Source organism: Oceanibaculum nanhaiense (genome assembly GCF_002148795.1).
In the GTDB taxonomy this organism is placed as follows: Bacteria; Pseudomonadota; Alphaproteobacteria; order Oceanibaculales; family Oceanibaculaceae; genus Oceanibaculum; species Oceanibaculum nanhaiense.
The window spans coordinates 80,090-94,755 of record NZ_MPOB01000001.1 but is presented as its reverse complement, the minus strand read 5'-3'; the positions used below and the strand labels follow the sequence as shown (position 1 = coordinate 94,755).

The window sequence follows — 14,666 nt, the reverse complement described above, 5'->3', positions numbered from 1 at the left end:
ATGCGTCGTGTCGTCGTTACCGGACTTGGCGTCATCTCCTCCATCGGCAACAGTGCCGACGAGGTCTCTAGCGCACTGCGCGCTGGAAAATCGGGGATCACCCCCGCCGATGACTACAAGGAAATGGGGTTCCGCTGCCAGGTGCACGGCTCCCTGAAGATCGACCTTGAAGAGGCGATCGACCGTAAGCTGTTGCGCTTCATGGGGCCGGGGGCTGCCTACAATTACCTCGCCATGGAGCAGGCCATCGCCGATTCCGGCCTGGAGGAGAAGGACGTGGTCAACCCGCGCACCGGCCTCATCATGGGGTCGGGCGGGCCATCCACCAGCAACATGATGCTGGCCTTCGACACGGCGCGCGAGAAGGGGCCGAAGCGGGTCGGCCCCTACCAGGTGCCGCGCTGCATGTCGAGCACCAACTCCGCCTGCCTCTCGACCTTCTACCAGATCAAGGGCGTGAACTATTCGATCAGTTCCGCCTGCTCGACCTCGGCGCATTGCATCGGCAACGCGGCGGAGCTGATCCAGCTCGGCAAGCAGGATGTCGTCTTTGCCGGCGGCGGCGAGGAACTGCACTGGACCATGTCGGTGCTGTTCGACGCGATGGGCGCGATGTCCTCCAAGTACAACGACACGCCGGAAAAGGCTTCCAGGCCCTATGATGCCGGGCGCGACGGCTTCGTGATTTCCGGTGGCGGCGGTGTGCTGGTGCTGGAAGAGCTGGAGCACGCAAAGGCGCGCGGCGCGAAAATCTATGCCGAGGTGGTCGGCTATGGCGCCACCTCCGATGGCTACGACATGGTGCAGCCGTCGGGCGAGGGCGCGGTGCGCTGCATGCAGATGGCGCTGCATGGCGTCGAGGGCAAGGTTGACTATGTGAACACCCATGGCACCGCCACGCCGGTGGGCGACCAGCGCGAAACCGATGCGCTGCGCCAGGTGTTCGGCGAGGCTCTGCCGGTCATCGCCTCGACCAAATCGCTGACCGGCCATTCTCTGGGCGCGGCCGGCGTGCATGAGGCGATCTATACGCTGCTGATGATGCGCGACGGCTTCATCGCCGCTTCCGCCAACATCGAGACCATCGATGAGGCGTTCGCCGACCTGCCTATCGCCCGGTCGGTGATGGACAAGCAGATCGACCTCGCCCTTTCCAACAGTTTCGGCTTTGGCGGCACCAATGCCGTCCTGGCCCTCCGGCGCTTTAACGGCTGATATACATGGCAAGCATCGACAAACCGGCGGTGGAAACCGCGGCGCCTGAGATTGAGGGTGCCGCACGGCCATTGATGGCGGGCAAGCGCGGCCTGATCATGGGCGTGGCCAACGACCATTCCATCGCCTGGGGCATCGCCAGGGCGCTGGCCGCGCACGGCGCGGAGCTGGCCTTCACCTATCAGGGCGATTCCTTCGCCCGGCGCGTCGGGCCGCTGGCGGAATCCGTCGGCTCCGATATCACCCTGTCCTGCGATGTGGGATCGGAGGCAAGCATCGATTCCGCTTTCGAAGGGCTGTCGAAGCGCTGGGACCGGCTGGATTTCGTGGTTCATGCCATCGCCTATTCCGACAAGACGGAGCTGAAGGGCCGCTATCTCGACACCACGCGGGATAATTTCCGGCGCACGCTGGATATCTCCTGCTTCTCCTTCACCAACATCGCCAAGCGCGCCGCGCCGATGATGACCGAGGGCGGCAGCCTGGTGACGCTGTCCTATCTGGGGGCGGAGCGGGTGACGCCGAACTACAATGTCATGGGCGTGGCCAAGGCGGCGCTGGAGGCGAGCGTTCGCTACCTCGCCGTCGATCTGGGCGACCGGAACATCCGCGTGAACGCGATCTCCGCCGGGCCGATGCGCACGCTGGCAGGGTCGGCGATCAGCGATGCGCGCTATGTCTATCGCTTCACCCAGACCCATTCGCCGCTGCGCCGCAACGTGACGCTGGACGAGATCGGCGGGGCCGGCCTCTATCTGCTGAGCGACCTGTCGACCGGCGTCACCGGCGAAGTGCTGTATGTGGATTCCGGCTTCAATACGACGGCGATGCCGCAGCCCGGCCGCGAGCCGGCGCCGGAAGAAGCGTAACGGGGCGAGGCGTAACGGTCCCGTTTCCCGGGAGTGGCCCATGGAACTGAACGACGAGCAATTCCATCGCTATGCCCGCCATCTCATCCTCGACGAGGTCGGGGAAGAGGGGCAGGAGAAGCTGCTGGGCGCCCGCGTGCTGGTGGTCGGGGCTGGCGGCCTTGGCGCGCCGCTGCTGATGTATCTGGCCGCCGCCGGTGTCGGCACGCTGGGCATCGTCGATTACGACGAGGTCGAGCTGTCCAACCTGCAGCGCCAGATCATCCACGGCACCGCCGATCTCGGCCGGCTGAAGGTGGACAGCGCCATCGATACGGTGGCGGCGCTGAATCCCGGTATCAAGATCATCGCCCATCGCGAGAAGCTGACGCAAGACAATGTCGCCGCCCTGGTGGCCGGCTACGACATCGTCGCTGACGGGTCGGATAATTTCGACTGCCGCTATCTGCTGAACGATGCCTGTTATTTCGCCGGCAAGATTCTGGTCTCCGGGGCGCTGCTGCGCTTCGAGGGGCAGATTTCCGTGTTCAAGGCGCATCAGCCGGGCAATCCCTGCTATCGCTGCCTGTTCCCGGAGAAGCCGCCGGCCGACCTGATCCCGCGCTGTTCCCAGGCCGGCATACTGGGGGCCGTCGCCGGCGTCATCGGCACGCTGCAGGCCACCGAAATCCTGAAGGAAATCCTGGGCCTCGGCGACAGTCTTGCCGGCCGGCTGATGCTCTACGACGCGCTGTCCAGCCGGTTCCAGACGGTGAAGATCGCCAAGGACCCGGACTGCCCACTCTGCGGTACAGCACCCAGCATCACCGAGATCCGGCAGGTCGCCTGAGGCTCTAGCGCAGGCCGATCCAGCGCAACGCCCGCCCATCGATGGCGGCCAGCCCGCAGGCGATGGCGAGCAACCCCAGAAGATGGCGCGGCGCCAGGCTTTCCCCCAGTATCAGCACACCGAGCAGGATGGCGCTGGCCGGCACCAGAAAGGTGACCAGCGCCATGTTGGTCGCCCCCGCCTTGCCCAGGATGCGGAAGAAAATCACATAGGCCAGCGCGGTGCTCGCCACCGCCAGTGCGGCAATGGCGGCGATGGCCTCCGGCGGCGGCACGGGCAGCGTCCAGGGCGCCTGCGTCGCCAGAATGACGGGGGTGACGATCAGCGCCGACATCGACAGCTGCCCGGCGGCCAGTGCCATCGGCGGGCGGTCGCGGAAGCGCCGGCCGAAGATGTTGGCGCAGCCATAGGAGAAGGCGGCCCCCAGCATGGCGAGCTGGGCCAGCGCGGCAGCCAGCCCCATTCCTGCCAATCCGTTGAGCGCGTCCGGCCCGATCATCGCGGCCACCCCGGCGATGCCGATCACCAGTCCGGCCAGCTTCGCCCCGGTGATGCGCTCGTCCCGCGTCAGCAAATGCGCCAGCAGCACGGTAAAGAACGGCGTCGTCGCGTTCAGGATGCCGGCCAGGCTGGCGCCGATCTCCTGCTGGCCCCAGAAGATCAGCGTGAAGGGGAGGACATTGTTCAGTACGCCCATGACCGCGACATCGCGCCAGAACCGCCCGTCGCGCGGCAGCTTCACGCCGAAGGCCGGCAGCAGTGCCAGCAGGATGGCGGCGGCGATGCTGACGCGCAGCCAGACCACCACCAGCGGCGGCACATGGGTGACGGCAATCTTGGCGAACAGGAAGGACCCGCCCCACAGCATCGACAGGATAATCAGCAGCAGCCATTCCGTTGGCCCCATCAGCGGGGCAGGCACGGTCGCGCGCATCGCGGTGTTGTTCCTTGGTCGTTGCCGGAGGAGGCACTGAACGGGATGGCAGGGGCTTCCGCCACCCGCTTCTTGCGCGGAAAGGGGCGGTGGGGAGGTCTAGAACATCTGTTCCAGCACGCGGTCGGGCGGGGTGTGGCCGTCGATGAAGGTCTTGATGTTGATGATGACCTTCTCGCCCATATCGATGCGGCCTTCGATGGTGGCCGAGCCCATGTGCGGCATCAGCACCACATTGTCGAGTTCCAGCAGCTTCGGGTTGATCGCCGGCTCGTGCTCGAACACATCGAGGCCGGCACCGGCGATCTCGCGGCCCGCCAGCGCGCGGGCCAGCGCATTCTCGTCGATCACCTCGCCGCGCGAGGTGTTCACCACGAAGCTGGTCGGGCGCAGCAGCTTCAGCCGGCGCGCCGACAGCAGATGATAGGTCGCCGGCGTGTGCGGGCAGTTGATCGAGATCACATCCATGCGGGCCAGCATCTGGTCCAGGCTCTCCCAGTAGGTCGCCTCCAGCTCGGCTTCGATGTCGGGATGCACGCGCCGCCGGTTGTGGTAGTGGATCGACAGGCCAAAGCCGCGGGCGCGCTTCGCCACCGCCTGGCCGATCCGCCCCATGCCGATGATGCCCAGGCGCTTGCCGCCGATGCGATGGCCCAGCATCAGCGTCGGCCCCCAGCCCTCCCAGGTGCCGGAGCGTACCAGCCGCTCGCCCTCGATCAGCCGGCGCGAGACGGCGAGGACCAGCGCCATGGTCATGTCGGCGGTGTCCTCGGTCAGCACGCCTGGCGTGTTGGTGACGGTGATGCCCTTCTGCCGCGCGGTCGCCAGGTCGATGTGATCGACGCCGGTGCCGAAGGAGGCGATGAGCCGCAGCTGCGGGCCGGCCTGCGCCAGAATGCGAGCGTCCACCCGGTCGGTGACGGTCGGCACCAGCACATCGGCCACCTTCACCGCCTCGATCAGCTCCGCCGGGGTCAGCGGCCGGTCGTCCAGGTTGAGGCGTGCGTCGAACAGCTCCATCATGCGGGTCTCGACCGCGTCCGGCAGCTTGCGGGTGACCACGATGGTCGGTTTCTTGGCGCTGTTCGGCATTGTCCCGTCCCTGCCTTCCTCTTGGGCCTTCCTCTTGGGTCTTGCCCTTGCGACAGACCCTAGCATGATGCGGCGCGGGCGCGCATCCCGCCTGCTTGACCTCTACCGGGCGAAAGCTGCACCGTTATAATACGCTGTCTGCTAGGGTCCAGCTTTCCAATACGCATCCATTGCCGAATCGATGACATCAGCCATATTTCCCCGACGCTTTTTCCGCCCTGTCCTGTTCTGTCTGGTGCTGCTGTTGCCGGTGGCGCTGCTGGCGGCGTTGCTGCCCGCGCTGGCCATGGCACAGCAGAGCCCGGCGCCGTCCGGCCTGCCGATTCCGCGCTTCGTCTCGCTGCGCTCCGGCGAGGTGAACATCCGCACCGGCCCCGGCGTGCGCTACCCCATCGACTGGGTGTTCCTGCGCAAGGACATGCCGGTGGAGATCGTCGCCGAGTTCGACACCTGGCGGCGCATCCGCGATGCCGAGGGCACCGAGGGCTGGGTGCATCAGAGCCTTCTGTCGGGCAAGCGCACCATCGTCTTCACCGCGCCGCTGGCCAGTTTGCGCCGCGAGCCGCGCGAGAGCGCGCCGCTGGTGGCGAAGGCGGAGCCCGGCGTGATCGGCGAGCTGCAGGAATGCCGCCCGGCCTGGTGCCGGGTGAAGGCGGCGGGCCTCACCGGCTGGGTACAGCCGATCGAGGTCTGGGGCGTCTATCCCGACGAATGGATGCGCTAGGCCGGTCTTGTTCTTCCTTTGTTAACCCTCGTCCGTTAATTCTTGGCGGACCGATCATCGCGAACCACATAGCACGGCATGTCCGACGGACCGCTTCATCTCTACCGGCAGCAGAAGGCCGATGGCGCTCTCCAGCCTGACCAGCATCAGGAGCTGGCGATCGAAAAGCTGCAGAGCCTGCACAATGCCTTGAAGAACCACCGCCCGAACGGCGGCGGCGAGGAGGGCTGGTTCGCGCGTTTCGGCTTCGGGCGCCGGCACAAGGATGTCGATCCGCCGCCGCAGGGCATCTATTTCTACGGCCCGGTCGGGCGCGGCAAATCCATGGTGATGGATCTGTTCTTCGCCGGTGCGCCGGTCGAGAAGAAGCGCCGGGTGCATTTTCACGAATTCATGGCCGAGGTGCATGGCCGCCTGCACCGGCTGCGCCAGCGCGCGAAGCAGGAGGGCGGCGACCCGATCCCGCCGACCGCGAAGGAGATCGCCGCCGACGCCTGGCTGCTGTGCTTCGACGAGTTCGATGTGAACGACATCGCCGATGCGATGATCCTGGGCCGGCTGTTCGAGGCGCTGTTCGATCTCGGCGTCGTCGTGGTCGCGACCTCCAACAAGGCGCCGGACGATCTCTATAAGGGCGGGCTGCAGCGCGAGCGCTTCCTGCCCTTCATCGAGCTGGTGAAGCAGAAGCTGGACGTGCTGTCGGTCAGCGGCGGCACCGACTACCGGCTGGACCGGCTGAAGGGCATGCCGGTCTATCACACGCCGCTGGACGAGAAGGCGGCGGCGGCGCTGGAGAATATCTTCCGCGAGCTGACCGATGGCGAGCCGGGGGAGCCGGACCGTGTGAGCGTGCTGGGCCGTACCGTCCCGGTGCCGAAGGCGGCGCGCGGTGTGGCCTGGTTTTCCTTCGGCGACCTGTGCCGCACGGCGCTGGGGGCTTCCGACTATCTCGCCATCGCCGACCGTTTTCACACAATCATCGTCGAGGGCATACCCCGCCTCGGCAAGGAGAACCGCAACGAGGCGCGGCGCTTCATCCATCTCGTCGATGCGCTGTATGAGCGCAAGGCGAACCTGGTCTGCTCCGCCGAATCGGCGCCGGAGACGCTGTATCAGGAGGGGGAAGGCGCCTTCGAGTTCCAGCGCACGGTCAGCCGGCTGATGGAAATGCAGTCGGCCGATTACATCGCCGCACCGCATCAGGGCCGGACGGCGGATGCGGCGGACCCGCAGACACTGGCGGCGGCGCAATGAGCGATTCTGGAGAAGGGATTGTTTCAGCGACCGCTTTCCCTTGCCCCCTCGGGCGAATCGCGCTAGTAACCCGACACTTTTTCGCGGCGCGGCAGGCCAAGGCGGCACGCGCGATGACCGGCCCTGTGCGGCCGGCCACCGGGCAGCCGGTAATGGGCTCTGAAGCGGCGCAGGCCGTAAGGATTTTTCAATAGACGGCCCTTACCATCGCAAGCGGAGCGGATTCATGGCACGGAACAAGATCGCACTCGTCGGCGCCGGCAATATCGGCGGCACCCTTGCCCTCCTGGCGGGGCTGAAGGAGCTGGGCGACATCGTCCTGTTCGACATCGCCGAGGGCCTGCCCCAGGGCAAGGCGCTGGACATCGCACAGGCCTCCCCGGTCGAGGGTTTCGACGCCGCCGTCACCGGCGCCAACGACTACAGCGCGCTGAAGGGCGCCGATGTGGTGATCGTCACCGCCGGCGTGGCGCGCAAGCCGGGCATGAGCCGCGACGATCTGGTCGGCATCAACACCAAGGTCATGCGCTCGGTCGGCGAGGGCATCAAGAACAACTGCCCCGACGCTTTCGTGATCTGCATCACCAACCCGCTGGACGTCATGGTCGGCGTGCTGCGCGAGGCCTGCGGCCTGCCCTACGAGAAGGTCGTCGGCATGGCCGGCGTGCTGGATTCGGCGCGCTTCCGCTATTTCCTGGCCGAGGAGTTCAAGGTCTCGGTCGAGGATGTGAACGCCTTCGTGCTGGGCGGCCATGGCGACACCATGGTGCCGCTGGTGCGCTACTCCGCCGTTGCCGGCATCCCGGTGCCGGACCTGATCAAGATGGGCTGGTCCACGCAGGAGAAGATCGACCAGATCGTCCAGCGCACCCGCGATGGTGGCGCCGAGATCGTCGGGCTGCTGAAGACCGGCTCCGCCTTCTATGCGCCGGCCTCCTCGGCGATCCAGATGGCCGACAGCTACCTGAAGGACAAGAAGCGCGTGCTGCCCTGCGCCGCCTATGTGAAGGGCGCCTACGGCCTCGACGGGCTCTATGTCGGCGTGCCGGTGGTGATCGGCGCCAAGGGCGTGGAGCGCATCGTCGAGATCGAGCTGAATGCCGACGAGCAGAAGATGTTCGACCATTCGGTCGGCGCGGTGAAGGCGCTGGTCGATGTCGTGAAGAACGTGGACGCTTCGGCGTCCTGAGCCCGAGGGCCGGTTGAACCCCGGCCATTGGGTGTTAGAGTACCAAAGGGCCGGCGGAGAGGCGCAGGAGTGGGGCCTGCGTTCAGCCGCCGGTTGATGGCGCATCCGCTTCTCCCCACATCGATGCAATTGCCGGGAAGGCTGACCGCATGAATATCCACGAATACCAGGCCAAGCAGCTCATGGCGAAGTACGGCGTCGCCGTGCCCAGGGGCGGCGTTGCCTATACCGCCCAGCAGGCGGTCGAGGTGGCCAAGGGTCTTGGCGGCCCCGTCTATGTCGTGAAGTCGCAGATCCATGCGGGCGGCCGCGGCGCCGGGCGCTTCAAGGACGATCCCGACGGCAAGGGCGGCGTACGCGTCGTGAAGTCGGTCGAGGATGTCCAGGCCAATGCCCAGGCGATGATCGGCAAGGTGCTGGTCACCAAGCAGACCGGCCCGGCCGGCAAGGAAGTGACGCGGGTCTATATCGAGGAAGGCTGCGACATCAAGCGCGAGCTGTATCTCGGCATGCTGATCGACCGCGCCACCAGCCGGATCACCGTGATGGCCTCCACCGAGGGCGGCATGGAGATCGAGGAAGTGGCGGCCGAGCATCCGGAGAAGATCCTGAAGGTCGCCATCGACCCGACCACCGGCATGCAGGCCTTCCACGCCCGCCAGATCGCCTTCGGCCTCGGCCTCGAGGGCAAGCAGGTGAATGCGGCGGTGAAGTTCATGCTGGCCATGTACAAGGCCTTCACCGAGCTGGATTGCTCCATTGTCGAGATCAACCCGCTGGTCGTCACCGGCGAGGGGCAGATCATCGCGCTCGATGCCAAGGTGAATTTCGACGACAACGCGCTGTTCCGTCATCCGGACATCGAGGAGCTGCGCGACGAGGAAGAAGAGAACCCGATGGAGCTTGAGGCCGCCAAGCACGGCCTCAACTATGTGAAGCTCGACGGCAATATCGGCTGCATGGTGAACGGCGCCGGCCTCGCCATGGCGACCATGGACATCATCAAGCTCTATGGCGGCGAGCCGGCCAACTTCCTCGATGTCGGCGGCGGCGCCACCAAGGAGCGCGTGACCACCGCCTTCAAGATCATTCTGTCCGACCCGAATGTCGAAGGCATCCTGGTGAACATCTTCGGCGGCATCATGCGCTGCGACGTGATCGCGGAAGGCGTGGTGGCGGCGGCCCGCGAGGTCAGCCTGCACGTTCCCCTGGTGGTTCGGCTGGAAGGTACCAATGTCGAACTCGGCAAGAAGATCCTGTCCGAATCCGGGCTGCCGATCATTTCCGCCGATAATCTGGCCGATGCGGCCGAAAAGGTCGTCAAGGCCGTGAAGGAGGCCCAGTAATGGCTGTTCTGGTCGATCGCAACACCAAGGTCATCTGCCAGGGCTTTACCGGCGCGCAGGGCACCTTCCATTCCGAACAGGCGATTGCCTACGGCACCAAGATGGTCGGCGGCGTGACGCCCGGTAAGGGCGGCTCCACCCATCTCGACCTGCCGGTGTTCGACACGGTCGCCGACGCGGTCGAGCGAACCGGCGCGGATGCTTCGGTGATCTACGTGCCGCCGCCCTTCGCGGCGGACGCGATCCTAGAAGCCATCGATGCCGAGCTGAGCCTGATCGTGTGCATCACCGAGGGTATCCCGGTGATCGACATGGTCGCGGTGAAGCGCGCGCTCGCGGGCTCCAGCAGCCGGCTGGTCGGGCCGAACTGTCCCGGCGTCATCACCCCGGACCAGTGCAAGATCGGCATCATGCCGGGCCACATCCACCGTCCGGGCAAGATCGGCATCGTCAGCCGCTCCGGCACGCTGACCTATGAGGCCGTCGCGCAGACCACGGCGGCCGGCCTCGGCCAGTCCACCTGCATCGGCATTGGCGGTGACCCGGTCAACGGCACCAACTTCATCGACTGCCTCGACATGTTCCTGGGCGATCCGGATACCCAGGGAATCATCATGATTGGCGAAATCGGCGGCTCCGCCGAGGAAGAGGCAGCCGAATTCCTGATCCGAAGCAAGGTGAAGAAGCCGGTCGTCGGCTTCATCGCCGGCGTTACGGCCCCGCCGGGCCGGCGTATGGGGCATGCCGGCGCGATCATCGCCGGCGGCAAGGGCGGCGCCGGGGACAAGATGGAGGCCATGCGTTCGGCCGGCATCACCGTCGCGGATTCCCCGGCCAGTCTCGGCAGCAGCATGCTGTCCCTGATGAAGGGCTAGCGTCGTCAATTGACAAGGGAGCGCGGCGGACGCGCCGCGCCACAAGGCGCCATGGCAAGTAGCATCGATATCGATTCCGTTTTCTCCGGCGCCAATGCGCCGTTCATCGCCGAGCTGTACGCCCGATACCTGGACAATCCCGGGTCGGTCGATGCCAGCTGGCAGGCCGTGTTCGGAGAGCTGACTGAGACCAATGGGGTCGCGGTCGAACAGCCGAGCTGGTCGAAGGACCGTACCCGTATCATCGGCGTGCCCGACCCCGAGGCGGCGAAGCCGGCCAAGGGCGGGGCCAAGGCGGGGGCCGCCGCCGGCCTGTCCGAGGCGGAGGTGAAAGCCGCCGCGCTCGATTCGGTGCGCGCGCTGATGATCATCCGCGCCTACCGGGCGCGCGGCCATCTGGTCTCCAACCTCGACCCGCTGGGCCTTGCCGGCACGCGCTTCCCGCATCCGGAGCTCGATCCGGCGCATTTCGGCTTCGGCGAGGCCGACATGGACCGGCCGATCTTCCTGGCCAATGTGCTGGGCCGCGAAAAGGCCACGCTGCGCGAGATCATGTCGATCCTGCGCGACACCTATTGCGGCAATATCGGCGTCGAATACACCCATATCTCCGACCCGGCGCGGAAGTCCTGGCTGCAGGAGCGTATCGAGGGCATCCGCAACCAGACCGATTTCACCGAGAACGGCAAGAAGGCGATCCTGGAGCGGCTCACGGCAGCCGAATCCTTCGAGCGCTTCCTGCATGTGAAATATACCGGCACCAAGCGCTTCGGCCTGGATGGCGGCGAGGCGGCGATCCCGGCGCTGGAGCAGATCGTGAAGCGCGGCGGCCAGCTCGGCGTGCAGGAGATCGTCATCGGCATGGCCCATCGCGGCCGGCTGAACGTGCTGACCAATTTCATGGGCAAGCCGTTCCGCGCCGTGTTCTCGGAATTCCAGGGCAATCCGGCGAACCCGTCGGACGTACAGGGCTCCGGCGACGTGAAGTACCATCTCGGCACCTCCACCGACCGCGAGTTCGACGGCAAGAACGTGCATCTGTCGCTGACCGCCAACCCGTCGCATCTGGAAGTCGTCGATGCGGTGGTGCTGGGCAAGGTCCGCGCCAAGCAGACCCAGCTGAAGGACACCGAGCGCCGCAAGGTGCTGGGCCTGCTGATTCATGGCGATGCCGCCTTCGCCGGCCAGGGCATCGTCGCCGAATGTTTCGGCATGTCGGAGCTGAAGGGCTACCGCACCGGCGGCACCATTCACCTCATCATCAACAACCAGATCGGCTTCACCACCAGCCCGGCCTATTCGCGTTCCTCGCCCTATCCGAGTGACGTGGCGAAGATGGTCGAGGCGCCGATCTTCCATGTGAATGGCGACGATCCGGAAGCGGTCGTCCATGTCGCCCGCGTTGCCACCGAATACCGTCAGGAATTCGGCGTCGATGTGGTTATCGACATCTTCTGCTATCGCCGCTTCGGCCATAATGAAGGCGACGAGCCGGCCTACACCCAGCCGCTGATGTACCAGGCCATCGGCCAGCATCCCTCGGTGCGCAAGCTCTACGCCCAGCGCCTGGTCGAGGAGAAGCTGCTGACGCAGGACGAAGCCGACCAGGTCGAGAAGGATTTCATGGCCTATCTGGAGGAGGAGTTCCAGGCAGGCAACAGCTACAAGCCGAACAAGGCCGATTGGCTGGAAGGGGCCTGGAGCGGCATGGAAACCGCGTCGGGCGACGACCGCCGCGGCGAGACCTCGGTGCCGCTGGAAAAGCTGCGCGAGATCGGCCTGAAACTGTGCGAGATGCCCGAGGGGCTGGATGTGAACCGCAAGCTGGTGCGCCAGCTGGAGGATCGCAAGAAGCGCCTGGAAGCGGGCGAGAATCTCGACTGGGCGACCGGCGAGGCGCTGGCTTTCGGCACGCTGCTGACCGAGGGCTATCCGGTGCGGCTGTCCGGCCAGGACAGTGGCCGCGGCACCTTCTCGCACCGCCATGCCGTGGTCATCGACCAGACCACGGAGGAGCGCTATGTCCCGCTCGCCAATTTGTCGGAGAACCAGGCGCAGTTCGAGGTGATCGACAGCCCGCTGGCCGAGATGTCGGTGCTGGGCTTCGAATATGGCTACACCCTGTCGGAACCGCGCGCCCTGGTGCTGTGGGAGGCGCAGTTCGGCGATTTCACCAACGGCGCCCAGGTCGTGATCGACCAGTTCATCAGCTCCGGCGAGAACAAGTGGCTGCGCATGTCAGGCCTGGTGATGCTGCTGCCGCACGGCTATGAAGGCCAGGGGCCGGAACATTCCTCGGCCCGGCTGGAGCGTTATCTCCAGCAATGCGCGGAAGACAACATGCAGGTGGTGAACGTCACCACCCCGGCGAACTACTTCCACGTCCTGCGCCGCCAGCTGCACCGCAAGTTCCGCAAGCCGCTGGTCATCATGACGCCGAAATCGCTGCTGCGGCACAAGCTGGCGGTCTCCACCCTGGCCGACATGGCCGAGGGCACGACCTTCCACCGGGTGCTCTACGACAACGAGGTCCTGTGCGACGACAAGGATGTGAAGCGCGTCGTGCTGTGCTCCGGCAAGGTCTATTACGACCTGTATGAGGAGCGCGCGAAGCGCGGCATCAAGGATGTGTTCTTCCTGCGTCTGGAGCAGCTCTACCCGTTCCCGCACAAGGCGCTGGCGGATGAGCTGAAGCGCTTCCCGAAGGCCGAGGTGGTCTGGTGCCAGGAAGAGCCGGAGAATATGGGCTCCTGGACCTTTGTCGATCGCCGGATCGAGGCGGTGCTGACGGAGGTAGGCGCCAAGCAGAAGCGTCCGGTCTATGTCGGCCGCCCGGCGGCGGCGGCGACGGCGACCGGCCTGCTGAAGCGGCACAATCTGGAACAGGCGAAGCTGGTCGATGAGGCCCTGTCGGGCAAGATCTGACCGCCGGAATTTAAGATATCGGCGTCGGGATGGCGCCGTGGGACAGACAAACCGGCCTCTTCCCGGGGGAGGGGGCCGGTCAACGAAGCGGAGTAGGCATGGCTACCGAAATCAAGGTTCCGACGCTGGGCGAATCCGTCACCGAGGCGACCGTCGCCAAGTGGATGAAGAAGGTCGGCGACGCCGTCGCCATGGACGAGCCCCTGCTGGAGCTCGAGACCGACAAGGTGACGCTTGAGGTGAACGCCTCGGCCGCCGGCGTGCTCGCCGAGATCAGCGTGAAGGAAGGCGAGAATGTCGAGGTCGGTGCCCTGCTCGGCACCATCGACGAGAAGGCCAGCGCCGCCGCAAAGCCAGCCGCCAAGGCCGAGGAGCCGAAGAAGGAAGAGCCCAAGGCCGAGGCCCCCAAGGAGGCCCCCAAGGCTGCTGAGGCCCCGAAACCCGCTGCCGCTCCGGCCCCGGCAGCGGCGCCGGCGTCCGCCACTTACGACAAGGTGCTGTCCCCGGCGGTGAAGAAGCTGATCGACGAGAACAATCTCGATCCGCGCAAGATCCAGGCCTCCGGCAAGGATGGCCGTCTGGTGAAGGAAGATGTACAGAAGGCCATCGAGGCCGGCACCGCCAAGGTGACCTATGGCGCCCCCGCTGCCGGCAGCACCGCGCCGTCCGCACCGAAGGCGCCGCGCGCCGACCGCGAGGGCGAGGAGCGGGTGCGCATGTCCCGCCTGCGCCAGCGCATCGCCCAGCGCCTGAAGGAGGCGCAGAACACCGCGGCGATCCTGACCACCTTCAACGAAATCGACATGACCAACGTCATGGCGCTGCGCAACCAGTTCAAGGACGAGTTCGAGAAGAAGCACGGCGTGAAGCTGGGCTTCATGTCGTTCTTCGTGAAGGCCGCCATCGCCGCGCTGAAGGAACTGCCGGCGGTGAATGCCGAGATCGACGGCGATGACGTCATCTACAAGAACTACTACGACATCGGCGTCGCCGTCGGCACGCCGCAGGGTCTGGTGGTGCCGGTGCTGCGCGACGCCGATAACCTGTCCTTTGCCGGCGTCGAGAAGGGCATCAATGCGCTGGGCCTGAAGGCCCGCGACGGCAAGCTGTCGATGGAAGACATGTCGGGCGGCACCTTCACCATCTCCAATGGCGGTGTCTATGGCTCGCTGATGTCCACGCCGATCATCAACCCGCCGCAATCCGGCATTCTGGGCATGCACAAGATCCAGCCGCGCCCGATGGCGATCGGTGACAAGGTCGAGATCCGGCCGATGATGTATGTGGCGCTCAGCTACGACCATCGCATCATCGACGGCCGCGAGGCGGTCACCTTCCTGGTCCGCCTGAAGGATGCCGTGGAAGACCCGCAGCGCCTGCTGCTGGACATGTAATCGGCTTACGGAACTCTTGA

12 protein-coding genes are annotated in these 14,666 nt (G+C 65.8%); 10 read left to right on the top strand and 2 right to left on the bottom strand.

Annotated features, from left to right (window positions below):
• The 3 genes from fabB to BKM74_RS00405 are packed head-to-tail and all read left to right on the top strand — an operon-like array spanning position 1 to position 2,913.
• Entirely contained in the window at positions 1–1,215 is a 1,215-nt protein-coding gene (gene fabB / locus BKM74_RS00415) for a beta-ketoacyl-ACP synthase I (RefSeq protein WP_086463729.1), read from the top strand.
• Between the two features lie 5 nt (positions 1,216–1,220).
• Positions 1,221–2,084, top strand: coding sequence for an enoyl-ACP reductase FabI (locus tag BKM74_RS00410; protein ID WP_407668600.1), 864 nt, complete (start codon positions 1,221–1,223; stop codon positions 2,082–2,084).
• A gap of 40 nt (positions 2,085–2,124) precedes the next feature.
• Entirely contained in the window at positions 2,125–2,913 is a 789-nt protein-coding gene (locus tag BKM74_RS00405) for a HesA/MoeB/ThiF family protein (protein WP_086463728.1), read from the top strand.
• A gap of 4 nt (positions 2,914–2,917) precedes the next feature.
• Here BKM74_RS00405 and BKM74_RS00400 read toward each other — a convergent pair whose 3' ends face one another.
• Together BKM74_RS00400 and BKM74_RS00395 are read right to left on the bottom strand one after the other, a co-directional pair.
• Complete coding sequence (locus BKM74_RS00400) at positions 2,918–3,847, bottom strand: DMT family transporter (RefSeq protein ID WP_086463727.1); 930 nt, start codon at positions 3,845–3,847, stop codon at positions 2,918–2,920.
• A gap of 99 nt (positions 3,848–3,946) precedes the next feature.
• A complete protein-coding gene (locus tag BKM74_RS00395) occupies positions 3,947–4,939 on the bottom strand; it encodes a 2-hydroxyacid dehydrogenase (RefSeq protein WP_086463726.1) in 993 nt (330 codons plus the stop codon).
• A gap of 181 nt (positions 4,940–5,120) precedes the next feature.
• Here BKM74_RS00395 and BKM74_RS00390 point away from each other — a divergent pair, with 181 nt between their 5' ends.
• The 7 genes from BKM74_RS00390 to odhB all read left to right on the top strand — a co-directional run bounded on the left by BKM74_RS00390 (position 5,121) and on the right by odhB (position 14,646).
• The gene (locus BKM74_RS00390; protein ID WP_245825681.1) at positions 5,121–5,663 is read left to right on the top strand and encodes an SH3 domain-containing protein; all 543 of its coding nucleotides are present in this window, start codon (positions 5,121–5,123) and stop codon (positions 5,661–5,663) included.
• A gap of 78 nt (positions 5,664–5,741) precedes the next feature.
• Positions 5,742–6,917, top strand: a complete 1,176-nt coding sequence (gene zapE / locus BKM74_RS00385) for a cell division protein ZapE (protein WP_086463725.1) — start codon at positions 5,742–5,744, stop codon at positions 6,915–6,917.
• Positions 6,918–7,143: 226 nt separating this feature from the next.
• The gene (gene mdh, locus BKM74_RS00380; RefSeq protein WP_086463724.1) at positions 7,144–8,106 is read left to right on the top strand and encodes a malate dehydrogenase; all 963 of its coding nucleotides are present in this window, start codon (positions 7,144–7,146) and stop codon (positions 8,104–8,106) included.
• Positions 8,107–8,255: 149 nt separating this feature from the next.
• Entirely contained in the window at positions 8,256–9,452 is a 1,197-nt protein-coding gene (sucC, locus tag BKM74_RS00375) for an ADP-forming succinate--CoA ligase subunit beta (protein WP_086463723.1), read from the top strand.
• The gene (gene sucD, locus BKM74_RS00370) at positions 9,452–10,327 is read left to right on the top strand and encodes a succinate--CoA ligase subunit alpha (RefSeq protein WP_086463722.1); all 876 of its coding nucleotides are present in this window, start codon (positions 9,452–9,454) and stop codon (positions 10,325–10,327) included. The genes sucC and sucD overlap by 1 nt, the downstream gene beginning before the upstream one ends.
• 51 nt (positions 10,328–10,378) lie before the next feature.
• A complete protein-coding gene (locus BKM74_RS00365; protein ID WP_086463721.1) occupies positions 10,379–13,252 on the top strand; it encodes a 2-oxoglutarate dehydrogenase E1 component in 2,874 nt (957 codons plus the stop codon).
• Positions 13,253–13,350: 98 nt separating this feature from the next.
• Positions 13,351–14,646 (top strand): 2-oxoglutarate dehydrogenase complex dihydrolipoyllysine-residue succinyltransferase, encoded by a 1,296-nt coding sequence (gene odhB, locus BKM74_RS00360; RefSeq protein ID WP_086463720.1) that lies wholly within the window; start codon positions 13,351–13,353, stop codon positions 14,644–14,646.
• Positions 14,647–14,666 lie beyond the last annotated feature (20 nt).